The sequence below is a fragment of the Pseudomonas sp. FW305-25 genome (assembly GCF_017351415.1).
GTDB lineage: Bacteria > Pseudomonadota > Gammaproteobacteria > Pseudomonadales > Pseudomonadaceae > Aquipseudomonas > Aquipseudomonas chlororaphis.
Genome location: NZ_JACNDE010000028.1, coordinates 1 through 25,473, shown reverse-complemented (window position 1 = coordinate 25,473; position 25,473 = coordinate 1). Strand labels below are relative to the sequence as shown.

The 25,473-nt window shown below is 65.3% G+C and carries 21 protein-coding genes; 14 read left to right on the top strand and 7 right to left on the bottom strand.

From position 1 onward, the window contains the following. Nucleotides 1-9: 9 nt before the first annotated feature. The 7 genes from J4E58_RS22735 to tagH form a co-directional block, all read right to left on the bottom strand. Entirely contained in the window at nt 10-735 is a 726-nt protein-coding gene (locus J4E58_RS22735; RefSeq protein ID WP_007930444.1) for a PP2C family serine/threonine-protein phosphatase, read from the bottom strand. 34 nt (nt 736-769) lie between these two features. Next, nucleotides 770-1,462: a type VI secretion system-associated protein TagF gene (tagF, locus tag J4E58_RS22730; protein ID WP_087092176.1), complete on the bottom strand. Its 693-nt coding sequence runs from the start codon at nt 1,460-1,462 to the stop codon at nt 770-772. Then, entirely contained in the window at nt 1,459-4,971 is a 3,513-nt protein-coding gene (tssM, locus tag J4E58_RS22725; RefSeq protein ID WP_087092177.1) for a type VI secretion system membrane subunit TssM, read from the bottom strand. Before tssM ends, tagF begins: the two co-directional genes overlap by 4 nt. After that, nucleotides 4,968-6,335: a DotU family type VI secretion system protein gene (locus tag J4E58_RS22720; protein ID WP_087092178.1), complete on the bottom strand. Its 1,368-nt coding sequence runs from the start codon at nt 6,333-6,335 to the stop codon at nt 4,968-4,970. The genes tssM and J4E58_RS22720 overlap by 4 nt, the downstream gene beginning before the upstream one ends. A gap of 6 nt (nt 6,336-6,341) precedes the next feature. After that, nucleotides 6,342-7,676 (bottom strand): type VI secretion system baseplate subunit TssK, encoded by a 1,335-nt coding sequence (tssK, locus tag J4E58_RS22715; protein WP_087092179.1) that lies wholly within the window; start codon nt 7,674-7,676, stop codon nt 6,342-6,344. Nucleotides 7,677-7,697: 21 nt separating this feature from the next. Next, nucleotides 7,698-8,168: a type VI secretion system lipoprotein TssJ gene (tssJ, locus tag J4E58_RS22710; protein ID WP_087092278.1), complete on the bottom strand. Its 471-nt coding sequence runs from the start codon at nt 8,166-8,168 to the stop codon at nt 7,698-7,700. Between the two features lie 107 nt (nt 8,169-8,275). Then, on the bottom strand, nt 8,276-9,679 hold the full coding sequence (gene tagH / locus J4E58_RS22705; RefSeq protein WP_087092180.1) for a type VI secretion system-associated FHA domain protein TagH: 1,404 nt from the start codon (nt 9,677-9,679) through the stop codon (nt 8,276-8,278). Nucleotides 9,680-10,044: 365 nt separating this feature from the next. Here tagH and tssA point away from each other — a divergent pair, with 365 nt between their 5' ends. From tssA to J4E58_RS22635, 14 genes are all read left to right on the top strand, one after another. Beyond that, a complete protein-coding gene (gene tssA, locus J4E58_RS22700) occupies nt 10,045-11,091 on the top strand; it encodes a type VI secretion system protein TssA (RefSeq protein ID WP_219735360.1) in 1,047 nt (348 codons plus the stop codon). 65 nt (nt 11,092-11,156) lie between these two features. Continuing rightward, nucleotides 11,157-11,672: a type VI secretion system contractile sheath small subunit gene (tssB, locus tag J4E58_RS22695; protein ID WP_087092181.1), complete on the top strand. Its 516-nt coding sequence runs from the start codon at nt 11,157-11,159 to the stop codon at nt 11,670-11,672. A gap of 15 nt (nt 11,673-11,687) precedes the next feature. Then, entirely contained in the window at nt 11,688-13,181 is a 1,494-nt protein-coding gene (gene tssC / locus J4E58_RS22690; protein WP_053261652.1) for a type VI secretion system contractile sheath large subunit, read from the top strand. A gap of 97 nt (nt 13,182-13,278) precedes the next feature. After that, nucleotides 13,279-13,767 (top strand): type VI secretion system tube protein Hcp, encoded by a 489-nt coding sequence (locus tag J4E58_RS22685; RefSeq protein WP_009044340.1) that lies wholly within the window; start codon nt 13,279-13,281, stop codon nt 13,765-13,767. Nucleotides 13,768-13,842: 75 nt separating this feature from the next. Then, nucleotides 13,843-14,274, top strand: coding sequence for a type VI secretion system amidase effector protein Tae4 (locus J4E58_RS22680; RefSeq protein WP_172963038.1), 432 nt, complete (start codon nt 13,843-13,845; stop codon nt 14,272-14,274). Beyond that, nucleotides 14,271-14,714, top strand: coding sequence for a hypothetical protein (locus J4E58_RS22675; protein WP_087092183.1), 444 nt, complete (start codon nt 14,271-14,273; stop codon nt 14,712-14,714). The genes J4E58_RS22680 and J4E58_RS22675 overlap by 4 nt, the downstream gene beginning before the upstream one ends. 163 nt (nt 14,715-14,877) lie before the next feature. Then, nucleotides 14,878-15,393, top strand: coding sequence for a type VI secretion system baseplate subunit TssE (gene tssE, locus J4E58_RS22670; RefSeq protein ID WP_007923472.1), 516 nt, complete (start codon nt 14,878-14,880; stop codon nt 15,391-15,393). Beyond that, nucleotides 15,390-17,249 (top strand): type VI secretion system baseplate subunit TssF, encoded by a 1,860-nt coding sequence (gene tssF / locus J4E58_RS22665; protein ID WP_087092184.1) that lies wholly within the window; start codon nt 15,390-15,392, stop codon nt 17,247-17,249. Before tssE ends, tssF begins: the two co-directional genes overlap by 4 nt. Next, nucleotides 17,231-18,265 (top strand): type VI secretion system baseplate subunit TssG, encoded by a 1,035-nt coding sequence (tssG, locus tag J4E58_RS22660; protein ID WP_062822735.1) that lies wholly within the window; start codon nt 17,231-17,233, stop codon nt 18,263-18,265. Before tssF ends, tssG begins: the two co-directional genes overlap by 19 nt. After that, nucleotides 18,258-20,981 carry a type VI secretion system ATPase TssH gene (gene tssH / locus J4E58_RS22655; RefSeq protein WP_087092185.1) on the top strand — a complete coding sequence of 908 codons (2,724 nt, stop codon included), beginning with the start codon at nt 18,258-18,260 and terminating at the stop codon, nt 20,979-20,981. Before tssG ends, tssH begins: the two co-directional genes overlap by 8 nt. Nucleotides 20,982-21,011: 30 nt before the next feature. Next, nucleotides 21,012-23,237 carry a type VI secretion system Vgr family protein gene (locus J4E58_RS22650; protein WP_087092186.1) on the top strand — a complete coding sequence of 742 codons (2,226 nt, stop codon included), beginning with the start codon at nt 21,012-21,014 and terminating at the stop codon, nt 23,235-23,237. An 18-nt stretch (nt 23,238-23,255) separates the two neighbouring features. After that, nucleotides 23,256-23,702 carry a DUF6484 domain-containing protein gene (locus J4E58_RS22645; protein ID WP_087092187.1) on the top strand — a complete coding sequence of 149 codons (447 nt, stop codon included), beginning with the start codon at nt 23,256-23,258 and terminating at the stop codon, nt 23,700-23,702. A gap of 15 nt (nt 23,703-23,717) precedes the next feature. Beyond that, entirely contained in the window at nt 23,718-24,830 is a 1,113-nt protein-coding gene (locus tag J4E58_RS22640) for a DUF2169 domain-containing protein (protein ID WP_087092188.1), read from the top strand. Continuing rightward, nucleotides 24,827-25,473 (top strand): beta-ketoacyl synthase N-terminal-like domain-containing protein (locus J4E58_RS22635; protein ID WP_310650740.1); only part of this gene is annotated, 647 nt, incomplete at its 3' end. The genes J4E58_RS22640 and J4E58_RS22635, both read left to right, overlap by 4 nt.

Below are 25,473 nucleotides of genomic sequence, written 5' to 3'. Positions count from 1 at the left end.
GATGCGTTTTCAGTGGGCATTGACGACTACCGCCGTGATGTTGTCGGGAGCGCCCCGGGTCAGCCCCAGGTGCACCAGGCTGCGGACCACCTCATAGGGGCTCGCGTTGCCCAGCACCTCGCGCAGTTCATGGTCCTCGACGGTCTTGGTCAGCCCGTCGCTGCACAGCAGGAAGCTGTCGCCGGGACGCACCTCCAGGTCCACGGCCGAGAGTTCCAGCCGGTCCTGGGTGCCCACGGCGCGGGTGACGATGTTGGCCATGGGGTGCTCCCGAGCCTCGTCCTCGCTGAGCAGCCTGCTGTCCAGCAACTCTTGGACATAACTGTGGTCGTGGCTGATGACCTCCAACTGGCCCTCGCGCAGGCGATACAGGCGGCTGTCGCCGGCCCACAGGCAGGTGGCCTTGTCTGCTCGGGCGGCCAGCAGCACCAGGGTGCTGCCCATGATGCCGACACCGCGCTGTGCGGTTTCCTGGCGAACCGCCGCGTTGGCCTGCTCCAGCCCCGCCCGCAACGCCTGGACATAGGCCGCCAAGGAGGGCTCGGGCGGGATGGCGCGCAGCGTATCGACGATCAGGCTGCTGACGAAATCGCCCGCCGTATACCCGCCCATGCCGTCGGCCACCACCCAGAGGCCGGCTTGCACCGCATCCAGGCAGGCGTCCTCGTTGACCTGACGCACCATGCCGACATGGCTGTGACTGGCGGATTCGTAACGCGTTACGGCTGACGACATGCCCTGGCTCCCGAAATGTCCCTAATTTCCAAAATCAGCTCCCGAAATCGAACTGCGCGGTTTGCGCAAGCGACGCGTAGCCGCCCTCGCCCAGCAGAAAACCGCTGAAGTCCTGCGCCGCCGGCAACCCCTGGCAACGCAGCAGGCCAGCGGCGACCCGTCCGGAGCCCTTGCCCCACCAGAGGCTCGCGCCCTCGCAGGCATGCTGCATCAGCACCGCCCCGCGCGCCGCCGCAGTCGTGGCGGCGAAGCGCACCTGCCCCTGCAGCCCCGGCATGCCCGGCACCTGGGTGCTACAGACCGGGCTACCGAGGGCCGGCACCGCGGCCTCGAAGGCCTCGACAGCGGCCTCGGGCTCCAGGGTCGAGAGCAACAGGACCTCGGCGGCCTCGAACCAGTCATCCGGGCCGGCCACCAGCGCGCCCAGATCGGTCTCGGCCTCCAGCAGCAGCGCGATGGTCAGCGGGAAGTAGCGCCCGACCCGGTCGACGCTGGGCATCATCACCCCCACCGCCGCCTCACTGCCGAGCAGGCCCGGCGCCACGGCAAAGCGCCACAGCGGGCTGACCAGGTAGGCGTCCAGCCAGGCCGCCCCCAGCGCCGCCTGGCTGCTGGCCATGCCGGCGGAGAGCCAGGCATCCCAGCGCTCGATAAAGGTCGGCGACAGGCCGCGGTGGATGAAATCCCCGCGGCCGGCCAGTTTGCCGTAGAAACCCGGGCTGCTCACAAGCGCTCCGGCAGGCTGAAGCCGGACACCAGCCGCCCCTTGAACGGGTTGAACGCGCTGCTGGCGCGCAGTTCGCAGGAGATGCTCGCAGTGTCGACGCGCATGCGCAGGGTAAAGCGGTCCGGGGCATTGCCCTGGGTCAGGTCGGACTGCTCCAGCAAGCGAAACCAGGCCCAGGGTCCCTCCAGGGTCAGTCCCGAACGACCGGCGCTGGTGGGCGGCGTGACGGACAGGCGCACCACCCCCAGGCTGTTGGGGCTGGGCCATTGCATCGCCATCGGCCGGCTGGGGCCATGGTCGTAGCTGAGCTGCTGGCCGTCCAGGTCGAGCAGGAACTGGCTGATAGAGGCGTCCATGGCCACGGGCTTGAGCTCGAAGCGTACCGCCGGCTGGGTGCCTCCGGCGCGGAAGTAGGCATCGCGAATGGCCGCGGCGCGTTGGAAGGTTTGCAGCACGCCCGGGCCGATGCCGAGTTTTTCCGCGGCGCCCGGCTGCCAGCGCCAGTTGCTGGTCGAGGTGTTGACGTAGGGTTGCAGGTACTTGCGAAAGTAGTTGTCCATCACCCCGCCCACGCCGAAGAAGTTGCCGAAGTCCTCCAGGGTGGCCTCCCGCGAACTGGAGTTGACCAAGGGATAACGGCCGGCCAGGGACTGGCGGTAGACATTCACCACCTCACTGATCCAGGCCGCGTTCAGCTGGGTGCGGATGCTGCCCATCATGCTGCTGGTGGTGGCGCTGACCACCGAGTTGACCAGCTTCTGCACCAGTGGCGGCTGACGCTCGGCGCCGAGCTTGACCCGCGATGCAGTGGCCACCGCCTGGTTCTTCGCCTCGCCCAGCAAGGCCTCGCCGCTGGCGCCGCTCATGGCGCTGACCTGCACATACAGCTCATTGAGCTGGGCCAGCAGATCGTCGATCGGCGCTGGCCCATCCCCATGGCTGGTCACCAGGCTATTGAGCTCGGCGAAGCGCGCGGTGATGGGGTCGACCTGCGAGGTTGCCGACGAATCTTCCTGGGCCGCTTGGCCGACCAGCGAGCCGAGCTGCTGCTTGAGTTTGTCCACGGTGCCATCGGCGGCCTTGAGCTTCTCGGCCAGCAGGCGATCTTCTTGTTGCAGGTTGGTTTCCCTGGCCACCGCATCGAGCAGTTTCTTCAGTGGCGAGTTTGGCCCGGAGAGCACCCGCAGCACATCGGCGGCCTGGGCGATGCCGTTGATCGCGACGAAATCGAGATCGCCGAGCAGTGTTTCCCATTGGTTGAGGAAATCCTGGAAGTACAGGGCACGCACCTCCAGGGCCAGGCTGGCGACATCCTGGTTGTCGTTCAATGGCCGGCCGAGTACCCACTGTTCCTCGGCCAGGGCGCCGGACTGGCTGAGACTGGCGACCATGAACGCCTGGCGGTAGCCACGGTAGGTATAGAAACCGGATAACGGATCGCTCAGCGGCTTGCCGCTCTTGCGCGTGAACACCAGGGCGGCGTCGCGCCCGGCCGCTTCGCTGAGGCGAAAATCCGCTACGCCCTCGGGCAGTTTCTGGCGTTTCACCCGGCTGTAGACCCGCTGCGCCACGGACATCTGTTGCAACTGCCGACGCAGGTCGGCCAGCAGTTCCTCATCCAGCCTCGCCGGCGGTGGCTTGTGGGCGAACAGCGCATTGAGATGCTCGGCCAGGGCCAGGCGCTGTTCCGGGGCCAGGTCGCGCGGCAGGCTGTGGTCCCAGTCGAGGTTGATCCAGGTCTTGATGGCATCGGCGTCATAGTGCTCGGCGCTGGCCAGCATCAGGTAGACCTTGAGGCCTTCGTAGAGAAACTCGGTGTTGCCGCCGCTGCGCAACTGTTCCTCGATGCGGGTCAGCAGACGCGGCGCCAGCACCGCGATCAGCAGCTTGCGGTACACGCTGGCGGCTTCGGCGCCGAGCATGTCGCCCTGGAACAGGCCATAGCCTTCGGCCCAGGACAGCGAATTGTCGGCGACATGGCGAACGGCGTTGAGCAGCGGCAGCACGGCCAATACCTCACGCTGCGCCGGGCTGAGGGATTCGACCTGCCCCTTGAGCGGCGCCAGGCGTGCGTCCACCTCGGCGATATAGGCCTGGTTGGCGCGGTAGCTGGCGACCCAGATGGCCGTCACCGTCAGCAAGACCAAGGCACTGGCGGCGAGTACGCCACGATTGATCCAGCGATGCCGGCGCTCGACCTTGGGGTTACTGCCGACCAGGCCGCGCTCGCCGAAGGCGACATCGCGGAACAGGCGGGTGATGAAGTAACTGCGGCCTGTGCCGGTCTGGCGCGCCAGGTGCTGGCGATCCAGGTTCATGCTTTGCGCCATGCTGCCGATCAGACGGTCGATGGGGCTGCCTTCCTGGGTGCCGCTGGTGAAGTACAGCCCGCGCAACAGCGCCCGCTCTTCATAGGGATTGGGCTTGAATACCCCCTCGAGGAAGGACGACAGGTTGTGACGCAACGCCGCGAACTGCTGGATGAAGCCGTAGATCAGATCGCGTCGATTGGGGTCGCGCTCCTGTTGCAGGCGCTCGACCAAGCGCTCGGTAAGACGCGCCTCGAGGGCGGTGAACTCCTCGTCGAAACGGGCCAGCGGGCCTTGGGGGCTCTTGCCATCGTCCAGGGCAAAGGTGACGCCCCAGACCTGCGCGCGCTCTTCCTTGCTCAGCGCATCGAAGAACTCCATGAACCCCGGCACCAGGTCGAACTTGGTGAGCATCACGTAGATCGGGAAGCGCACACCGAGCTGGCTATACAACTCCTGCACCCGCGTGCGGATGGCCCGGGCATGGGCGCTGCGCTCGGCCTCGCTGCCCAATAGCAGGTCGGACAGGCTGATGGCGACGAAGACGCCATCGATCGGCCGGCGCTTGCGCTGGTTCTTCAACAGGTCGAGAAAGCCCAGCCAGGCCGCCTTGTCCACCGCCGCATGGCTGTCCTGGGTGGTGTAGCGCCCGGCAGTGTCCAGCAGCACCGCTTCGTCGGTGAACCACCAGTCGCAGTTGCGCGTACCGCCGACTCCGCGGATCGCCCCACTGCCCATCTGTTCGGCCAGCGGAAAGTGCATCCCGGAATTGACCAGCGCGGTGGTCTTGCCCGAGCCCGGCGGGCCGATGATCACGTACCAGGGCAGCTCGTAAAGGTTGCGCCGCTCGTTACCGCCGAGCTTGCTGCGCTTGAGCAATTGCAGCGCTTCGTCCATGCGTTGCTTGAGGGTCGCCAGCTCTTCGGCGGTGGCGACGCTGGCCGCATCCGGCGCTACCGCCGCCAGGCCCTGCATGACCTTGGCGGCGTTGCGCCGGGCCTGGACGATGCGCAATACGCGCACACCGATCCAGGCCAGGAACAACAGGCCGATCAGCGCCCAGCGTACGGCCGCCGGGGCCAGGGGTTCATAGGCGGCGACGATGATCAGCGGACCGAGGAACCAGATCACCAGGCTCAGGGCGAGCAGGCCGAGCAGCGGCACCACCCAGCGCACCAGGAAATTGATAGAGGCCTTCACTGGTTGCCCTCCGCTAGCACGGTGATCTCCACGCGCCTGTTCCTCGCGCGTCCGGCGGCGCTGTCATTGGAGGCGACAGGTTCGGCGTCGCTGCGCCCTTCGGCGGTGAAGCGCTCGGGTTGCCCGCTGCGGGCGGCGAGGATCTCCATCACTTGCTGCGCGCGATCCTGCGACAGCTTCCAGTTCGAGGGGTAGCGCAAGGTGGCGATCGGCCGGTTATCGCTGTGCCCGGTGACCTGCACCGTGCCCTTGATCTGGCGCAGGGCATCGGCGACGCGCAGCAGCAAGGGCTGCAACTGTTCGGAAATGCTCGCGCTGCCCGAGGCGAACAACTCGTCGCCACGGATGGTCACCACCGAGCGATCCAGCGCATCCTCCACGGCAACGCGCTGGGCCTTGATGTCCTCGGCGAGGAAGCGCGCCAGGCGTGGGCGTTCGATCAACCTGGGTTGCTGCGGTGGACGGTCGATGGCTTGCACCGGGATCTCGCCCAGGGCGTGGATATTGCGAAACACCGGCTCGGCGTCGGCCGCCAGCTTCAGGCGCAAGCCGAACAGCAGCAGCAACAGCACGGCCAGGCAAATGGCCACGCCAACCCAGGGCGGCAGGAACTGCGACAAGCGATCGCGCACCACGCTGAGCCCCCGCCAATGCGGCGACAGCTCGCGCTCGAATTCGCCGCGCACGCTGCGAATGGTCGCGCTGGTGCGTTCGCGCAAGGCTTCCAGCTGGCTGCGGCCGTCATTCATGACCCGGTAACGGCCCTCGAAACCCAGGCAGATACAGAGGTACAGCAGCTCGAGAATGTGCAGGCGCTGCTGCGGGTTCTGCAGACAGTGTTCGAGCAGCTGGAAGACTTTTTCGCCGCCCCAGGCTTCGTTGTGCAGGGTGATCAGCAGGCTCTGTTTGCCCCAGTCGCTGGTACTGCCCCAGGGGGTGCTGAGGACCGCCTCGTCCAACGCGGTACAGAGCACATAACGGCTGAGCATCACCTCATCCTGGGCGACGCCGGCGGCGCGCGCCTGCTCCTCGAACTGGCGCAGGTAGGCCAGCAACTGGGCGCGCAGGCTGGCCGGTTGCGGGTGAGCGAGGGTACTGCGCAAGCGGGCCAGCAGCGCCAGTATCGGGCCGGCCGCCCGCTCCAGCGGGTTGAGGCCCTGGGCCAGGCTGCTCGCCACCGGCGCGCCCGGCATTGCAATGTGCGGATCGGCGGCGCTGGCGCCATCCTTCCTTGGGGCAGAGGCATCGACGGAGCGCCCGCCAGGCCGCGGCATGATCAGGGTATGGTCGTTGCCGCCCGGCGAGGCGCCGCCTGAAGTGCCGCCTATGCCAGAGCTGCCGAAGGGATCATCGATCGGGTGCATGGCGAACTATCCTCGAATGGCCCAGAAGGCCAGGTTCAGGCCCGGGAACTGGCCGGCAATGTGAAAGGCGAATCCCCCTGAGTGGACCAGCTGTTTCCAGTGTTCGCTGCCACGGTCCAGTTCGAAGTAGCTTGAACCGGCGTGATAGGGAATCTGCCGCGGCGCCACGGGCATGGACAGCAAGGCGATGCCGGGCAACTGCAGATTGACCAGGTCGCGGATGTGTTCCACCGAGCCGATCTTGGCCTGCTGGGGGAAATGCGTGCGCAGGGTTTCGGCCGGCACCTCGGCACGCACCACCAGGACGAAGCTGGCCATCTCCAGCAAACTCTTGTCGGCCAGCATCGCCACATGCACGCCGTAGGATTTCTCGACGATGGGAATCGGCGTGGCGCGGGTATCGATGACCATCGACAACGCTTGCCGCAGGTCATGCATCACCGGGGCGAAGCTGCTCGCCAGGTCGTCGTGGGCATAGGCCGGGTAGTCGCTGGGGCGACGCCCGGCAGCGGAAAAGGTGGCGAACTCCCCCGCCAGGCAGACCGCCTCGCGATAGAAGTCCTGCGGGTGCAAGGGGCTCAACCGGGCCAGGTGGCTGAGCAAGGGCTCGGCGCGATTGACCAGTTGCAGCAGCAGAAAATCGGCGATCTCCGAGGCGCCGCCGGCCCCCGAGGCCACCACCCGACCGGCCAGGGCCTCGCCGCGCTGGTGCAACAACCCTTGCAGCTCGCTACGAAAGGCCGCCAGCACGCTGGAGGCGGCCACATCGAGCAGCGGCGCGATATAGTCCTCGTCCAGTTGCACGGCATTGTCCGCACGTTTTTCCAGCACCCGGAGCAAACCGAGGCAGGCATATTCGCCGAGGCCGTCGCGCTCGGTCAGCAGGCGCAGGGCTTTGCCGCCGATCGCCAGCGACGCCCGGCTCTCGAAGGCGGCGTTGTCATCGCGCACTTCCCGCACCTGGCTGATATAGCGCGCACCGCCCGGAGCTTCGCCCTCCCCCACGGTGTCGCGGCTGCCGGCACGCTTGAGCGGCAAACCCAGGAAGACCTGCGCATCGCGCAAATTGTCGTTGACGTTCAGTGGCGGCGGCGGCAGATCGTCGCCGGGAATGTCGAAAGGCGTGCCATCGGGTAGCACCCCGCGCGCGCTGACAATCGCCACCTTGCCCTGGCCGAGCAGGGACTCGTCGATGCGCAGCTCGGAGAACCCCCAGCCCCCGGCGCTCAACGGGCGGCAACGGCCATCGATCAGGGCTTCCATATAGCGATCATGCTGCTGGAGATGCTGCGGCCGCAGAAACATTCCTTCGGACCACACCACACGGTTATTCCAGGACATGGACTGGCTTCCTCGACAGGACTAATTCGCAGGTTTCGTGGCGGCCGCGCTGATCGCCCTGGCTGTCAGGGAAACCGTCAATGGCGTGGTTTCATGGCTCGGGATATTGATCATCTGGCGCCACACGGCGCTGTCCAGTTCACGGTAGGACACCACCAGGCCGAGCAAACGGCTCTGCTCGTCGAGCGTGCGCTCCAGGGTCAGCCTTTGACCCGGCTGGATCAGTAATTCGTCCTGCGCCACCAGGTCCGCGGACAAGGTCGCGCCGGTGGCATTCACCAGGGAGAAATAGTCGGCGCGACTGAAAGCGCCACCGCTCTTCAACTCATACAAACGCACCCGCACCGGCGTCGCCTGGCCGCCCGCCGAAAGATTCAGATCGGCAGCAGCCTGGATATGCATGACAACGACAGTAGGCGCAGCGGGCGGCGGCGGACTCGAAGCACAGGCCGTCAGCAGTAGTACTGTTGCGAACAACAAGAACTTTGGCATGTCGTCCTCCATGACGTTTATTATTCCAAATCGAAACTACCGATCGCCAAACAAGATCAACTCACTATTTAATAGCCATTAGCCTTTATCCAACTAACCGATGGCGCTCAGCCTTTTCGCAACTTGGTATTTTGTTCCTCATAGGCACGACTGAATTCGCGCCCGAACAAATCCTCGAAATCATCTTCGGCCTCCCTGGAAATACTCGCATAGAGTTCCGTGAACAACTCCCAGTATTGCGCTTGACGTCTACCGGGCAGCAAAGCGCCAATAGCCGAAGGTTGACTTAAACGCGCTTCCAATACCACGGGCTGAAAACGCTTGAGCAGGTGTTGGATCGAGGCTTGCACGCCCGCCATGACGGCCAGTTGATGCGCTTTCAGGTCGTCGAAGCTTTCCTTGATCGCCTGGTCGGCCGGCATGAAGGCCTGGTTGCCGGAACGCAGCAATAACAGCAGCGCCTCATCGACATTGGGGGCGAATTTGAGGGGGTTGTTCTCCACCGGGCGGATCATGGTCTGGGCCATGCGGAACTCACCCTTGAGGCTGGCACGGGCGCGCAGCACCTCGATCAACCCCTCGACCATATGCCGGTAGCTGCGGCCGATGGCCTCCATTTGCGCGCGGGTTTCGCCTCTGTCGATACGCAAGTGCTCGAGCCCCGCGCCCCTGAGAAAGGCGTCCAGCCCCTCCTCCTTGTCGCCCCCGATTGCCGGCGCCGGAGGGGCAACCGCGGCCCGTTGCAAGGCCGGTTCGGGTGCGCTGCCGGCCCTGTTCTCCGATACCTCTGGCAATGGTTGCGGCTGGGCCTGCGCGGTGGCTTGCACAGTGGCCGGCGCCGGGCCCGCCCCCAGTTCGGTGAAGGGGTCCCAATCCGCCGGAATCGCCGGTGCCGCGCCGGTTTCGCGGGCCGCAGGGGTGCTCGGGCGTTGTGGCTCAGGCGGGCGAAAATCATGGCGTTCGGGCGGCACGTGGTCGGCCAGGGCCGGAGGGGGGACGGCCGGGGACGCGAGAAAATCGAACAGGTCAGGCTTGGTGTCCAGGGGCGAACCGCCCGCATGGATCTGCACCCTGGCGGGGGGCGCCGCCGCTGCGCCGGGCATCTCGCCGGGCGCCTGGCGCTTGATCAGCGCATCGAAGCCGGTAAAGGGATCGCTCATCCCGGGCGCGCCGTTGGCGATCTGCGGGGCGCCGTTGATCTGCACCAGGATGTCGTACTCGCCGACGCGCAGCAGTTCGCCGTCGCGCAAGGGTTCGCTGTTGCCGCGGTGCATGCGCACGCCGGCATTCACCAGCTGTACGCCATTGGTGCTGGTGTCGGTCAGGTAGTAGGTGCCGTCACGCAGTTGAATGACGCAATGCTGGCCGGACACCAGGCGCTCCGGGTCTGGAAGTACCCAGTCGTTCTCGGGGTTGCGACCGATTTTCAGCTCACCGCGATCAAGCTCGAACTCCGCGCGTTGGCCAGGGGTCAGCTTGTGATAACTGGTGATTGTCAAACGCAGCGGCATTGGAACTCCTTGTACGGTATTGCTCAATAACAACAGCTCGGGCATGCCAGCGAGTGCAAAGCGAGTATAGCCCCCTAAAAGATTTCCGTGTCCTCAAAGTTCCTGCGCTTATATTCGCTTTTTTCAAATAAGCCCTATAACAAAAGAAACTAAAAAAACCACCGCCGACCACCTATCTTCAAACATCATAGTGTTCCCCACTGGTCGGAGAGTTTCTTGACAACAATTGAACTGGGCTAAAACTTCAGGTCAATTGTTGAATTAAGAAATGACGCCAGAAAGTGGCTCTGGATAGAACACTCATCCGCAGCAAAAGGGATTTAGTCGTGCGCTCACCCTGACCGGGCGCCGATTGCCGGGCCGATATGGAGATCACGTCCGTGGTGGATGTACAGCGCTTGTTGGAAACCATTTCCCCCGACTCCCCCTGTGGCGGCGACCTCGAGTACGACGCCGCCTTTCTCGAGCTTGAGCGCACGGCGCAAGGCCAACCCGAACGGCAGATGGGCGATGCCGTGTTACCCGCCGCACCGCCGGAATGGCGCCAGGTCCGCGACCTCTGCGTCGAGCTGTTCACGCGCAGCAAAGACCTGCGCATCGCCAACTACTTCCTGCAAAGCGCCATTGCCCTGCACGGCTTGCCCGGCCTGGTGCAAGGGTTACAGCTGATCCAGCAGTTGCTCGCGCAGTATTGGGACGACCTGCATCCCAAGCTGGATGCAGAAGATAACAATGACCCCACCTTTAGGATCAACGCCCTCGCCGGCCTCAACGCCGAGCCGGTCATTCACCTGCTCTGGGGCATGCCGCTGATCAGCTCGCGGGCATTTGGCAGCGTCGGCCTGCGGGCCGCGCTGAATGCCGCTGGCCTGCAGCGCTTCGCCAGTGAAAGCCTCAGCCCGGACCAGCTCGGTGCGGCCTTTCAGGACTGCGCGGGCGAACAGCTCGAGGCCTGCCGCGCCGCCCTGAACGATGCCCATGGCACGCTGTTGACCATAGAGCGCGAGGTCAACGAACGGGTCGGCTCCACCCACGGCGCGGACCTGGGCACGATCAAGCAACTGCTGCGGCATGCCGTGCAAATCATCGCCGAGCACGCCCCTCAGCCAGGCGCTCCCGGCGCTCCCGGCGCTGTCGCGCAGGCCGGCGAGCCTGTCGATGCCACCATGTCCTCGGCCCCCGGCGCCGCCGCGCCGCGCATCGCCGGTGAGATCGGCAGCCGTGACGATGTGCTGCGCAGCCTCGACCGGATCCTCGGTTATTACGCCAGGCACGAGCCCTCAAGCCCCGTGCCGGTGCTCCTGAGCCGCGCCAAGAGACTGGTCAGCGCCGATTTCGCCACCATCGTGAGCAACCTGATTCCGGACGGCTTTTCCCAGTTCGAAAAATTGCGCGGGCCCGAGGGTGAATAGTCCGAGTGAAAACGCTTTAACCGACGCCAATCCAACACAGCCGCATAGGCAGCGCAGGAGGAAAAATGGCTAACACCAGCAGCCAGAAATTCATCGCCCGTAACCGTGCTCCCCGGGTGCAGATCGAGTACGACGTAGAGCTTTACGGTGCGGAGAAGAAGGTGCAGTTGCCCTTCGTCATGGGGGTGATGGCCGACCTTGTCGGCAAGCCTGCCGAGCCGCTGCCGGCGGTGGCCGACCGCAAGTTCCTGGAGATCGATGTCGACAACTTCGACTCGCGGCTCAAGGCGATGAAACCGCGGGTGGCGTTCAACGTGCCCAATGCCCTGACCGGGGAAGGCAACCTGAGCCTGGACATCACGTTCGAGAGCATGGACGACTTCAGCCCTGCCGCGGTGGCGCGCAAGGTCGATGCCCTCAACCAACTGCTCGAGGCCCGCACCCAGCTGGCCAACCTGCTGACCTACATGGACGGCAAGACCGGCGCCGAGGACATGATCATGAAGGTGATCAAGGACCCGGCGCTGTTGCAGGCGTTGGCCAGTGCGCCGAAACCGACCGAACCCGAGCCGCAAGCCTGACAGAGGACGCAGACCATGGCCGAATTGATGAAAGACCCGCAGGCCCAGGCAGACGCCGCGACCGCACCGAGCGACTTCGCCGCCTTGCTCCTGCAAGAGTTCAAACCCAAGACCGAGCACGCCCGCGAGGCGGTGGAAAGCGCCGTGCGCACCCTGGCCGAACAGGCCCTGAGCAAGACCGAGCTGATCTCCAACGACGCGATCAAATCCATCGAATCGATCATCGCCGCGATCGATGCCAAGCTCACCGCGCAGGTCAACCTGATCATGCATCACGCCGACTTCCAGCAACTGGAAAGCGCCTGGCGCGGCTTGAGCTACCTGGTCAACAACACGGAAACCGACGAGCAGCTGAAGATCCGCGTGATGAGCATCGCCAAGGGCGACCTGCACAAGACCCTGAAGAAGTTCAAGGGCACCGCCTGGGACCAGAGCCCGATCTTCAAGAAAATGTACGAAGAGGAATACGGCCAGTTCGGCGGCGAGCCGTTCGGCTGCCTGGTGGGCGATTACTACTTCGACCAGTCGTCGCCGGACGTCGAGCTGCTCGGCGAGCTGGCCAAGGTCTGCGCGGCGATGCATGCGCCCTTCATTAGCGCGGCCTCGCCGACGGTGATGGGCATGGGCTCCTGGCAGGAGCTGTCCAACCCGCGCGACCTGACCAAGATCTTCACCACGCCGGAATACGCTGCCTGGCGTTCGCTGCGCGACTCCGAGGATTCGCGCTACATCGGCCTGACCATGCCGCGCTTCCTCGCCCGCCTGCCCTACGGCGCCAAGACCGACCCGGTGGACGCCTTCGCCTTCGAAGAGGAAACCAACGGCGCCGACAGTTCCAAGTACACCTGGGCCAACTCGGCCTATGCCATGGCGGCGAACATCAACCGCTCGTTCAAGCTCTATGGCTGGTGCTCGCGGATTCGCGGCGTGGAGTCCGGCGGCGAGGTGCCGAACCTGCCGACGCACACCTTCCCGACCGACGACGGTGGGGTGGACATGAAGTGCCCGACCGAAATCGCCATCGCCGATCGGCGCGAGGCGGAGCTGGCGAAGAACGGTTTCATGCCGCTGCTGCACAAGAAGAACACCGACCTCGCCGCCTTCATCGGCGCCCAGTCGCTGCAGAAGCCGGCCGAGTATGACGACCCCGACGCCACCGCCAACGCCAACCTGGCGGCACGCCTGCCCTACCTGTTCGCCACCTGCCGCTTCGCCCATTACCTGAAGTGCATCGTTCGCGACAAGATCGGCTCGTTCAAGGAAAAGGACGACATGCAGCGCTGGCTGCAGAACTGGATTCTCAATTACGTGGACGGCGACCCGGCCCACTCCACCGAAACCACCAAGGCGCAGCACCCCTTGGCCGCGGCGGAGGTGGTGGTCGAGGAGATCGAGGGCAACCCCGGTTACTACAGCTCCAAGTTCTACCTGCGCCCGCACTACCAGCTCGAAGGGCTCACGGTATCGCTGCGGCTGGTATCCAAACTTCCATCCGCCAAGGCGGTTTGATTCATCTCAGGAGGCATTCGCCGTGGTGGCGGGTGCCCTGCGACGCAGCGTGGCGAATCACTGGCACACAGTGGTGCAAACCACTTAAGGAGGCATGATGGCTGTTGATATGTTTATCAAGATCGGCGACGTCAAGGGCGAGTCCCAGGACAAGAACCACAAGGAGGAGATCGACGTGCTCTCCTGGAGCTGGGCCATGGCCCAGTCCGGCAACATGCATGTGGGCGGTGGCGGCGGTGCCGGCAAGGTCAATATCCACGACCTGACGTTGACCAAGTGGGTGGATAAATCCTCCCCCAACCTGATGATGGCCTGCTCCAGCGGCAAGCATTACGACGAGGCCAAGCTGACGGTGCGCAAGGCCGGCGGCGACGATCCGGTCGAGTACCTGACCATCACCCTCAAGGAGGTGTTGGTGTCCTCGATCGGCACCGGCGGCAGCGGCGGCGCGGATCGCCTGACCGAAAACATCGCGCTGAATTTCGGCCAGGTGCTGGTCGACTACCAACCGCAGAAGCAGGACGGCTCCAAGGACGGCGGCCCGGTCAAGTACGGCTGGAATATCCGCCAAAACGTCAAGGTGTGACGCCAGCCACCCTGCAGCCCTGCCGCAGGGTGCTCGGCTTGTACCAGGGGCCACGGCGCAACAGGAGGTTCGATGATGGCCAGACCCGCGTTCATCAATCTGTGGAACAACTACCCGACTGAAAGCCAGCCTTGCGATGGCGGTTGGGAAAATCAGTGCGCGATCCGCCTGAGCATTACGCTCAACGCCGAGCGAAGCATCCTCGTGGATGGCCACACCTATTCGGAACCGCGCTGCAGCCACGGCCACGCCCGCGGTGCCGAGTCGCTGGCGAACTGGTTGTGGCGCCAGCACCTGGGCCGGCCCAGCATCTTTACCGATGCGGCCAAGGCCAAGCTGCAGCTCAATGAGAAGAACGGGATCATTTTCTTCAAGGATTGCTTTACCCGCAGCGGCGAGAGTCGCGCGGCCGGCGACCATATCGATCTGTGGAGCCGCGGTTTCACCAAGACCTACGACGACCCGGCCAACCACTCCGCCCAGGTGTGGTTCTGGGAGCTGTCATGAATCGGCACCTGCTGCGCCTTATCGTCGCGGGCCTGGCGGGTTTGATGTTGCCCGCCTGCGCGCAGAACCCGGCCGATAACGCCACCCAGGCGCGCTTCCTGGCCCGGGATCTGCTGCTGGAAGAGCGCAATGGCAACTGTCGTGTGCTGGTCCCGCAGCAACCCGGCATCGACCTGAGCCTGAAATGGCCTTGCCAGTTCCACCGTGACCCCAGCGGCATGCTGCGCACCAAGCAGGTCGGTACACGCCAGGTGATATTGGTGGAAAGCAGCGAGCCGTTGCCCTCGCCCAGTCGGGATTGCCGTACCGAGATCCAGGCGCTACGCAGCGGCTCCGGTCAGACTCTGGAAGCCTCGGCGGCGGTGAGCCGGGTGACGGCCTGCCCGCCCTTCCAGTGGGATGAGAAAATGTTTATCGGCTTGTTCGAACCCGACGTTTGACCGCACGCCAGGGCTCGGTTCGAAGCCTGCGAACTAAACCTGCGAATAAGGAGATGGCAATGGACGCCGAACAGCCGATGTGTGCAGGTCAGTTGGGCGGCGCCTTGCGGGCCCTGCGGGATCAACTGCACAGCCTCAGCTTCACCGACAGGGATAACCGAAGATGGCCGAGCTGACCCTGCAAGAACGCCTGCAACCCTCGTTGCTCGATCGCCTGACCGACGACGATCCGCACAACCCGAAAGAAGCCGCCGAGCGCCGCGTCATGTCGATGTCCCAGCTGAAAGCTTGTGTGCTGCGCGATCTGGCCTGGCTGTTCAACACCTGCGTGCTGTTCGATCCGGAGCAGGCCGCGCAGATGCCGGCGGGCAACTCGGTGCTGAATTTCGGCCTGCCGCCCCTGGCCGGACATACCGCCTCGAGTGTCGATGTACAGGCCATCGAAGCCTTGTTCAGCGACACCATCGCCGCCTTTGAGCCGCGCATCCTCAAAGGCTCGTTGAAGGTTCGCGCGCAACTCGACGGCAATGACATGAGCCACAACGCCCTGAGCTTCGAGATCGAGGGCGATCTGTGGGCCGAGCCGGTGCCCCTGCGCTTGCTGCTCAGCACCGCCCTCGACCTGGAAACCGGACACGTCAAGGTGACGCCGGCCGAGCCCGTCAGGAGACGCCGATGAACCCGCGCATGCTCGAGTATTACAACCAGGAGCTGCAGCATATCCGCGAGAGCGCCGCCGAGTTCGCCCAGGAGTTCCCCAAGATCGCCAGCCGCCTGACCCTGTCCGACCTCGAATGCGCCGACCCCTATGTCGAGCGTCTGCTGGAGGGCTTCGCCTACCTGAGCGCGCGGGTCCACCTGAAGCTGGATGCCGAATACCCGACCTTTACCCACAATCTGCTGGAAGTCGCCTACCCCCATTACCTGGCGCCAACGCCTTCGGTGGTGGTGGTCCAGCTGGTCGCCGACCCCAACGAGGGCTCGCTGACCAGCGGCTTCACGGTCGAACGCCACGCCGCCCTGCGCGGCCAGCTGGGCCATGGCGAGCAGACCGCCTGCGAATACCGTAGCGCCCATGCCGTGACGCTGTGGCCGTTGCAGGTCAGCCATGCCGAATACTTCGGCAACCCGGCCGCGACCCTCGGCCGACTGGCCGCCAGCGAACCCAAGGCCAAGGCCGGGTTGCGCCTGCGCCTGCGCTGCGGCGCCGGGTTGCCGTTCAACGCCCTGGCGCTGGACAGCCTGCCGCTCTACCTCAACGGCGCCGACGAGCAACCTTTCCGCTTGTACGAGCAGTTGCTCGGCAACGCCTGCGCGGTGTTTATCAAGAGCATCGATGGCGACTGGGCCGAGCGCTTGCCTGTGGAGAGCCTCAAGGCGCGCGGCTTCGACGATCGGGACGCGGTGCTGCCGGTGGTGCCCCGGGCCTTCCAGGGGTATCGCCTGCTGCAGGAATATTTCGCCCTGCCCAATCGTTTTTTGTTCGTCGACTTCACCGGGCTGAGCGCCGGTGTGCAGCGCTGCGCCAGCCAGGAACTGGAGGTGGTGGTGCTGTTCGATCGTCTCGACAGCACCCTGGAAGGCACGGTGTCGGCGACCCAGTTCGTGCCCTTCTGCACCCCGGCGGTGAACCTGTTTGCACGCCGCACCGATCGCATTCACCTGAGCGAGCGGGTGCATGAGCACCAGGTGATCGCCGACCGCACCCGGCCGCTGGATTTCGAGATCCATTCCCTGACCCAGGTCACCGGCCATGGCAGCGGCCCCGAGCAGCCGTTCCAGCCGTTCTACGCGATCCGCGATCCGCTGCGTTATGGCCGCGAGCAGGCCTACTACATCGTCCGCCGCGAGCCGCGTCGCTTGTCCAGCCAGCAACGGCGGCGCGGGCCACGCTCGACCTATATCGGCAGCGAAACCTTCGTCTCGCTGGTGGATGTCAACCAGGCGCCCTATCGCCATGACTTGCGCCAGCTCGGTCTCAGCGCCCTGTGCACCAACCGCGACCTGCCGCTGCTGATGCCGGTGGGTACCGGCAAAAGCGATTTCACCCTGGAAGACAGCGCCCCGGTGCTGGCCGTGCGCTGCCTGGCCGGGCCAAGCCGGCCGCGGCCGAGCCGCGCGCACGATGCCAGCGCCTGGCGGCTGATCAGCCAGCTGTCGCTGAACTACCTGTCGCTGAGCGAACAGGGCCAGGGGGCCGCGGCGCTGCGCGAACTGCTGCGCCTGTACGGCGACCCCGGCGATGCGGCGCTGCAGTTGCAAATCGAGGGCCTGCGCCAGGTGCGCAGCACGCCCTGCACCCGCCGGTTGCCGATGCCGGGACCGATCGTGTTTGGCCGTGGCCTGGAGATCAGCCTGGAGTTCGACGAAAACGCCTTCCGCGGCACCGGCGTGTACCTGCTGGGCGCGGTGTTCGAGCGCTTCCTGGCCCGTTACGTGTCGATCAACAGCTTCACCGAAACCGTACTGCGCACCACCGAGCGCGGCGAAATCATGCGATGGCAGGCGCACCCCGGATGTCGACCGAACCTCTGAAACCGCTGCACAGCATCGAGCGGATGGCCGACGAGCCCTGGGCCTACGACTTCTTCCAGGCGCTACGGCGCATCGAGTGCGAGGCCAGCGACCGGCCGCGCATCGGCCATTCCCTGCGCTTGCACGACGACCCGCTGCGCCTGGGGCAGAAACCCGACTGCGGCTTCGCCCCCTCGACCCTGGCCAGCATCGAGACCGGCCCCGAGGGCGCCGCGCCGCGCATCGAGCAGTTGTTCTTCGGCCTCACCGGGCCCAATGGCCCGCTGCCGCTGCACCTGACCGAATACGCCCGCGATCGCCAGCGCAACAACGACGACGCCAGCTTCACGCGCTTTCTCGACGTGTTCAATCACCGCCTGTTATGCCTGTTCTACCGCGCCTGGGCCGAAGCGCGGCCGACCGTCAGCCATGACCGCCCCGCCCACGACTACTGGTCGATGCGCCTGGCCGCGCTGTCCGGGCGGGGCATGACCAGCCTGCTCGGCCAGGGCCCGATCGCCGACTCGGCGCGCTACCACTTCACCGGCCACCTGGCGGCGCAAACCCGTTACCCGGACGGCTTGCGCGCCATCCTGGAAGACTATTTCGGCGTGCCGGTGAGCATCGAGGAATACGTCGGCCAGTGGCTGGAGCTGCCGCAGCGCAGCCAGCTGGGCGTGGCGCTCTGCTCGCTCGGCAGCGACCTGAGCCTGGGCACCCACGTCTGGGATCGCCAGCATAAATTCCGCATCCGCCTGGGGCCCTTGAGCCTGGAGCAATACCGCCGCCTGCTGCCCGGCCAGGAAAGCTTCGGCGAACTGGCCGCCTGGGTCGCCGAGTACCAGGGCGAGGAGCTGGATTGGGAAGTCAATCTGCTGCTGCGGCACCAGGAAGTGCCGCGCATCGATCTCGACGGCCAGACCCGCCTGGGCTTCGACACCTGGCTCGGCAGCCCGTCGACGGATGCCGGCGACCTGCTGCTGGCCCGCGAATACGCCAGCCATACCACCCCCTCAAGGAGCAGCGATCATGAGTGAGATCAGCCGCGCCGCGCTGTTCGGCAAGTTGAACAGCCCGGCCTACAAGGCCATCGAAGCCGCCACTGTGTTCTGCAAACTGCGCGGCAACCCCTATGTGGAGCTGGTGCATTGGCTGCATCAGTTCCTGCAATTGCAGGACGGCGATTTGCACCGCCTGGTCCGCCAGTTCAGCCTCGACCCGGCGCGCCTGTCCAGGGATATCACCGACGCCCTGGACCGCCTGCCGCGCGGCTCGACCTCGATCACCGACTTGTCCTTGCAGGTCGAGGAAGCCGCGGAACGCGGCTGGGTCTATGGCAGTTTGCTGTTCGGCGAAAGCCAGGTGCGCGGCGCCTACCTGGTCGTCGGCATGCTCAAGACACCGAGCCTGCGCCACGCCCTCTCGGCCATCTCCCGCGAGTTCGACAAGATCAAGGTGGAGAACCTGATCGAGCGCTTCGACGAATACCTCGGCGACTCGCCGGAAAACGGCCTGGCCGCCAGCGACGGTTTCAACGCCACCGCCGCGCCGGGCGAAGCGAGCGGTGCCCTGGCGCCCAGCGCGCTGGGCAAGCAGGAGGCGCTCAAGCGCTTTACCCTCGACCTCACCGAACAGGCCCGCAGCGGCAAGCTCGACCCCATAGTCGGGCGCGACGAGGAGATTCGCCAACTGGTCGACATCCTCATGCGCCGCCGGCAGAACAACCCCATCCTCACCGGCGAAGCCGGGGTCGGCAAGACCGCGGTGGTCGAGGGCTTCGCCCTGCGTATCGTCGCCGGCGACGTGCCGCCGAGCCTCAAGAACGTCGAACTGCGCACCCTGGACGTCGGCCTGCTGCAAGCCGGCGCGAGCATGAAGGGCGAGTTCGAGCAGCGCCTGCGCCAGGTCATCGAGGATGTGCAGGCCTCGCCCAAGCCGATCATTCTGTTTATCGACGAGGCCCATACCCTGGTCGGCGCCGGCGGCGCGGCCGGTACCGGCGATGCCGCCAACCTGCTCAAGCCGGCCCTGGCCCGTGGCACCCTGCGCACCGTGGCGGCAACCACCTGGGCCGAATACAAAAAGCACATCGAGAAGGACCCGGCCCTGACCCGGCGCTTCCAGGTGGTGCAGGTCGACGAGCCGTCCGAGGCCAAGGCGATCCTGATGATGCGCGGCGTCGCCTCGACCATGGAGCAGCACCACAAGGTGCAGATCCTCGACGAGGCGCTGGAGGCCTCGGTCAAGCTGTCGCACCGTTATATTCCGGCCCGGCAGCTGCCGGACAAATCGGTGAGCCTGCTCGACACCGCCTGCGCGCGGGTCGCCATCAGCCTGCATGCGGTACCGGCGCAGGTGGACGACAGCCGTCGACGCATCGAGGCGCTGAGCACCGAGCAGGCGATCATCGGCCGCGAGCAGGCCATTGGCATTGCCATCGGCACTCGCCAGCAGGAGGTCGAGGCGGCCCTCGCCGAGGAACGCCAACGCCTGGCGACCCTGGAAGGTCGCTGGAGCGAAGAGAAAGCCCTGGTCGATGAACTGCTGGCGACCCGCGCCACCCTGCGCGCCGCCGCCGAACCGCTGGACGACAGCGGTAGCGAGGCCGATACGCCATCGCTACAGCTGGCTGAAGCCGAACGCACGGCATTGCGCGACAAGCTCAGCAAGCTGCAGAGCCGCCTCGCCACCTTGCAGGGCGAAAGCCCGTTGATCCTGCCCACCGTGGATTACCAGGCGGTGGCCGCGGTGGTCGCCGACTGGACCGGCATCCCGGTCGGACGCATGGCGTGCAACGAAATCGACACCGTGCTCAGGCTCGACGAGCACATGAAAAAACGCATCATCGGCCAGGACCATGCCCTGGCGATGATCGCCAAGCGCATCCAGACCTCGCGCGCCGGGCTGGACAACCCCAGCAAACCGATTGGCGTGTTCCTCCTCGCCGGCACCTCGGGCGTGGGCAAGACCGAAACCGCCCTGGCCCTGGCCGAGGCCCTGTACGGCGGCGAGCAGAACATCATCACCATCAACATGAGCGAGTTCCAGGAGGCGCACACCGTCTCCACCCTCAAGGGCGCCCCGCCCGGCTATGTCGGTTACGGCGAAGGCGGCGTGCTGACCGAGGCGGTCCGGCGCAAACCCTACAGCGTGGTGTTGCTGGACGAGGTGGAAAAGGCCCACCCGGACGTGCACGAAATCTTCTTCCAGGTGTTCGACAAGGGGGTGATGGAGGACGGCGAAGGCCGCCTGATCGACTTCAAGAACTGCCTGATCCTGCTCACCACCAATGCCGGCACCGAGATGATCGCCAGCCTGTGCCGCGACCCGCAACGGCTGCCCGATCCCGATGCCATCGCCAAGGCGCTGCGCGAGCCGTTGCTCCAGGTGTTCCCGCCGGCCCTGCTCGGGCGCCTGGTGACCGTCCCCTACTACCCGCTGAGCGACGCGATGCTCAAGGCCATCACCCGCCTGCAACTGGAACGGATCAAGCGGCGCGTGGAAAGCGGGCACAAGGTGCCCTTCGCCTACGACGACAGCGTGGTCGACCTGATCGTCTCGCGCTGCACCGAGATCGAGAGCGGCGGACGGATGATCGACGCCATCCTGACCAATACCCTGTTGCCGGATATGAGCCGGGAGTTTCTCACCCGCATGCTCGAGGGCAAGCCGCTGGCGGGCGTGCGCATCAGCCAACGGGACAATGCGCTGCATTACGCATTCGACCCGCATGTTGGCGAGACGACCGACTGACGCCCGAACGCGAGCCGGAGGAAGCCGTTTATGGCAATCACGCAAAGCACCCGCCTGGTGCAGGTCGACAGCCCCCTCGGTGGCGAGGTCCTGCTGCTGCAGGGCATGGAAGGCAGCGAGGAGCTGGGGCGGTTGTTCCATTACGAACTGGACCTCACGTCCGAAGATCGGGCGATCAAGTTCGACCAGTTGCTGGGCAAGCCGATGGGCCTGACCCTGGAGCTGCACGGCGGCGGCAAACGCTACTTCCATGGCATTGCCTGCGGCTGCCGGCAACTGACCGGCCACGGCCAGTTCGCCGGTTATCGGGTCAGCCTGCGGCCCTGGTTCTGGCTGCTCACGCGCACCTCGGACTGCCGGATTTTCCAGAACAAGACGGTGCCGGACATCATCAAGCAAGTGTTCCGCGACCTCGGTTTCTCCGATTTCGAAGACAACCTGAGCGGCAGTTACCGCGAGTGGGAATACTGCGTGCAATACCGCGAAACCAGCTTCGACTTCATCAGCCGGCTGATGGAGCAGGAAGGCATCTACTACTACTTCCGCCATGAGAAAGCGCGTCACGTGTTGGTGCTGGCCGACGCCTACGGCGCCCACTCGACGGTGGCCGACTACGCTTCGGTGCCCTTCTACCCGCCCGATCAGCAGATGCGCGAGCGCGATCACTTCTACGACTGGCAACTGGCGCGGGAAGTCCAGCCGGGCTCGCTGGCGTTGAACGACTACGACTTCCAGCGCCCCGGCGCCAGCCTCGAAGTGCGCTCCAGCGTGTCGCGCAGCCACAGCAACGGCGACCATCCGCTCTACGACTACCCGGGCGAATACGTCCAGAGCAAGGATGGCGAGCATTACGCACGCACCCGCATCCAGGCCATTCACAGCCAGTTCGAGCGCGTGCAGTTGCGCGGTCGGGCGCGTGGCCTGGGCTGCGGGCATCTGTTCAAGCTGACCGGCTACGAGCGCGCCGACCAGAATCGCGAATACCTGGTGGTGGTCGCCCGCTATCAGATCCGCCAGGAGCTTTATGAAAGCGGACAACTGGACCTGGCCGAGCAGTTCACCAGCGAACTGGACTGCATGGATGCCAGCCAGGCCTTCCGCCCCCTGCCCCTGACGCCCCTGCCGATTGTCCGCGGGCCGCAGACCGCCAGGGTGGTAGGCCCCGCTGGCGAGGAGATCTGGACCGACCAGTATGGCCGGGTCAAGGTGCATTTCTATTGGGATCGCCACGACCAATCCAACGAAAACAGCTCCTGCTGGATGCGCGTGTCGCAGGCCTGGGCCGGCAAGAACTGGGGGTCGGTGCAGATCCCGCGGATCGGCCAGGAAGTGATAGTCGGTTTCCTCGAAGGCGACCCGGATCGCCCGATCATCACCGGCCGCGTCTATAACGCCGAACAGACCGTGCCCTACGAACTGCCGGCCAATGCCACCCAGAGCGGGGTGAAAAGCCGCTCGAGCAAGGAGGGCTCGCCCGCCAACTTCAATGAAATCCGCATGGAGGACAAGAAAGGCGCGGAGCAGTTGTTCATCCACGCCGAGAAGAACCAGGACATCGAGGTCGAGAACGACGAGACCCACTGGGTCGGCCACGACCGCAGCAAGACCATCGACAACGACGAGACCGTGCACGTCAAACACGACCGCACCGAAACCGTCGATAACAACGAAACCATCACCATAGGCGTGGATCGCAAGGAAAAGGTCGGCAATAACGAGACCATCTCCATCGGGGTGAACCGCACCGAGAATGTCGGCAGCGACGAGAAAATCACCATCGGCGCCAACCGCACCGAGAAGGTGGGCAACAACGAGACCATCACCATCGGCGCGGACCGCACGGAAAAGGTCGGTGCCAACGAAACCATCAGCATCGTCAGCAACCGCACCGAGGACGTGGGCGGCAACGAGACCATCGACATCACCGGCAACCGCAACGAAACGGTCAAGGGCAACGAAGGTATCGAGATCAACGGCAACCAGAGCACCCAGATCGGCAAGAACGAATCCCGCGACGTATCCCAGAACCGCACCACCAACATCCAGCAGAACGACAGCCTGGACGTCGGCAAGAACTTCTCCCTCACCGCCGGCGACTCCATCACCCTGACCACGGGCGCGGCCAGCATCACCATGAAGAAGGACGGCACCATCATGATTCGCGGCAAGGACATCACCATCGACGGCTCCGGCGCCATCAACATCAAGGCCAACAGGAACGTTGTCGTCAAAGGCCAGAAGATCCTGCAGAACTAGCACAGTGGAGGTGTGTATATGACGGTCCAGCACCCACTACCCATACAGGCCCGCATCGACGCAGTGGTCATCGGCACCCTGCTCGAGCTGCCGCACGCCAGCGCGCCCAGGGTCCTTTACCCGGGTTGCCCGGATGCCAGCGGCGTCGTTGCCCGCTGCACCGCGCGGCTCGGCCCCGCGGATATCGGCGGCCAGGTGGCGCTGATGTTCGAAGGCGGCGACCCGGCTTGCCCATTGGTGATCGGCCGCCTGCTCGGCCCGGATGCCCCGCCCGAGCCAGCCGCCAGCGTGCGGCTGGACGAGCATTGCCTGGAGCTGAGCGCCGAACGCGAGATCGTGCTGCGTTGCGGCAAGGCCAGCATCACCCTGACCCGCGCGGGCAAAGTGATCATCCAGGGCGCCTACCTGTCCAGCCGCTCCAGCGGGGTCAACCGCATCAAGGGTGGTTCGGTGCAGATCAACTAGACAGGTATCCGGCCTATGGAACTGCTCAACGCCAGCCAACTGCTTGCGGCCTATACCCTGGGCCTGGCGCCCGATGGCCGCGAATCCCTGGTAGTGGTGGCCAAGGGCACGTTCAACCTGCCCCTGGACGGCCGCGCGGCCACCCTCGCCGATACCCAGCAACCGCTGCTGATGGCCGACACCTTCCTCGGCGAGCCCGGCCTCAGCGCCCCGCTGCAGGAAATGGACTTCGCCCCGGTCAAGCCATGCTGCGATGTCCTGGTGCGCGGCAAGGCCTACGCCCCAGGCGGACGCCCCGTGACGCAGTTGACCGCGGGCATTCGCATCGGACGAATGAGCAAGGCCTTTTCCGTCCTCGGTCCACGGCAATGGCAATCGGGGCTGTTGGGCGTTGCTCCCGGCTTGCCGCAGCCGTTTACCGAGCAGGACATCTCCTACGCCCGGGCGTTTGGCGGTAGCCATCCGATCGCCAACGACCCCCAATTGCGCCATTGCTACCTGGACAATCCGATCGGTTGCGGCTGGTACCCGCGCAGTGCCGACAATGCCGACATCGTCGGCATGCCGATGCCGAGCACCGAGGAGTTGGGCAAACCGATCGACAGCCCCTCTGGCGACTTCCGCCCCATGGCCCTCGGCCCCCTCGGTCGTGGCTGGCCGCAACGCGCTCGCTTCGCCGGTACTTACGACGAGGCCTGGCTGGCCGACTGCTTTCCGTTTCTGCCGGCGGATTTCGACCACCACTACTTTCAGGCGGCCCCCGACGATCAGCAAACCCACTACCTGCGCGGTGGCGAGGATGTGCTGTTGCTCAACCTCACGCCCCAGGAGCGCGCGGGCTTTCGCATTCCCCAGATGGAGGTGCCGGTGACCTTCTTTCTGAAAAAAGGCGGTCACGAGACTGTGCAAGCGGTGATCGACACCCTGCTGATCGACACCGACACGCAACGCGTCGAGATCACCTGGCGCACCAGCCGCCCGCTCAAACGCAACCTGTTCGAAATCGCCCAGGTGCTGGTGGGCACCATGTCCACCGGCTGGTGGCGCGCCCGCGAACTGGGCAAGGATTACTACCCGTCGCTGTCGGCTCTGGTGAAAGCCAAACGCACGCCCGAGGAGACGCCCTGATGGCCGCACTGTGCATCATCGGCTCCGGCATGGTCAGCGCCGTAGGCCTTAGCGCCCCCGCGAGCTGCGCGGCGATCCGTTGCGCTATCGATAACTTCCAGGAAACCCGCTTTATCGACCGCGGCGGCGAATGGCTGATCGCTGCCAGCGTGCCCCTGGAACAGCCCTGGCGCGGGCGCAGCAAGCTGATCAAGATGGCGGCGCGGGCCATCGCCGAGGCGCTGCAGGGCACGCCGGGCGTCGACCCGGAGAAAACCCCGCTGCTGCTCGGGGTGGCGGAGGCCGACCGTCCCGGCCGTCTCGACGGCCTGGACCTCAGCCTGCTGCACGACATTGAGCATGAGCTGGGCCTGCGTTTTCATGGCAGCTCCAATGTCATTCCCCGTGGCCGGGTCAGCGGCGCGGTCGCCCTGCTCAATGCACGCAAACTGATTTATCAGCAAGGCCATCGCCACGTGCTGGTCGCCGGCGTCGACTCCTTCCTCAGCGGGCCGACCCTGGCCGCTTTCGAAGAGCGCGAACGCCTGCTCACCAGCCAGAACTCCAATGGCTTTATCCCCGGCGAAGGTGCCGCCGCCGTGGTGGTCAACGCCCCGACCGCCAGCGAAGCACCGCAGCTGGCCTGCATCGGCCTGGGGTTCGG

Bases quoted from the DNA above. Each gene is read 5' to 3' on its own strand.
- J4E58_RS22735 (WP_007930444.1), bottom strand. From the start codon at position 735: ATGTCGTCAGCCGTAACGCGTTACGAATCCGCCAGTCACAGCCATGTC.
- J4E58_RS22720 (WP_087092178.1), bottom strand. From the start codon at position 6,335: ATGCACCCGATCGATGATCCCTTCGGCAGCTCTGGCATAGGCGGCACT.
- tssK (WP_087092179.1), bottom strand. From the start codon at position 7,676: ATGTCCTGGAATAACCGTGTGGTGTGGTCCGAAGGAATGTTTCTGCGG.
- tssJ (WP_087092278.1), bottom strand. From the start codon at position 8,168: ATGCCAAAGTTCTTGTTGTTCGCAACAGTACTACTGCTGACGGCCTGT.
- tagH (WP_087092180.1), bottom strand. From the start codon at position 9,679: ATGCCGCTGCGTTTGACAATCACCAGTTATCACAAGCTGACCCCTGGC.
- tssA (WP_219735360.1), top strand. From the start codon at position 10,045: ATGGAGATCACGTCCGTGGTGGATGTACAGCGCTTGTTGGAAACCATT.
- tssB (WP_087092181.1), top strand. From the start codon at position 11,157: ATGGCTAACACCAGCAGCCAGAAATTCATCGCCCGTAACCGTGCTCCC.
- tssC (WP_053261652.1), top strand. From the start codon at position 11,688: ATGGCCGAATTGATGAAAGACCCGCAGGCCCAGGCAGACGCCGCGACC.
- J4E58_RS22685 (WP_009044340.1), top strand. From the start codon at position 13,279: ATGGCTGTTGATATGTTTATCAAGATCGGCGACGTCAAGGGCGAGTCC.
- J4E58_RS22680 (WP_172963038.1), top strand. From the start codon at position 13,843: ATGGCCAGACCCGCGTTCATCAATCTGTGGAACAACTACCCGACTGAA.
- J4E58_RS22675 (WP_087092183.1), top strand. From the start codon at position 14,271: ATGAATCGGCACCTGCTGCGCCTTATCGTCGCGGGCCTGGCGGGTTTG.
- tssE (WP_007923472.1), top strand. From the start codon at position 14,878: ATGGCCGAGCTGACCCTGCAAGAACGCCTGCAACCCTCGTTGCTCGAT.
- tssF (WP_087092184.1), top strand. From the start codon at position 15,390: ATGAACCCGCGCATGCTCGAGTATTACAACCAGGAGCTGCAGCATATC.
- tssG (WP_062822735.1), top strand. From the start codon at position 17,231: ATGTCGACCGAACCTCTGAAACCGCTGCACAGCATCGAGCGGATGGCC.
- tssH (WP_087092185.1), top strand. From the start codon at position 18,258: ATGAGTGAGATCAGCCGCGCCGCGCTGTTCGGCAAGTTGAACAGCCCG.
- J4E58_RS22650 (WP_087092186.1), top strand. From the start codon at position 21,012: ATGGCAATCACGCAAAGCACCCGCCTGGTGCAGGTCGACAGCCCCCTC.
- J4E58_RS22645 (WP_087092187.1), top strand. From the start codon at position 23,256: ATGACGGTCCAGCACCCACTACCCATACAGGCCCGCATCGACGCAGTG.
- J4E58_RS22640 (WP_087092188.1), top strand. From the start codon at position 23,718: ATGGAACTGCTCAACGCCAGCCAACTGCTTGCGGCCTATACCCTGGGC.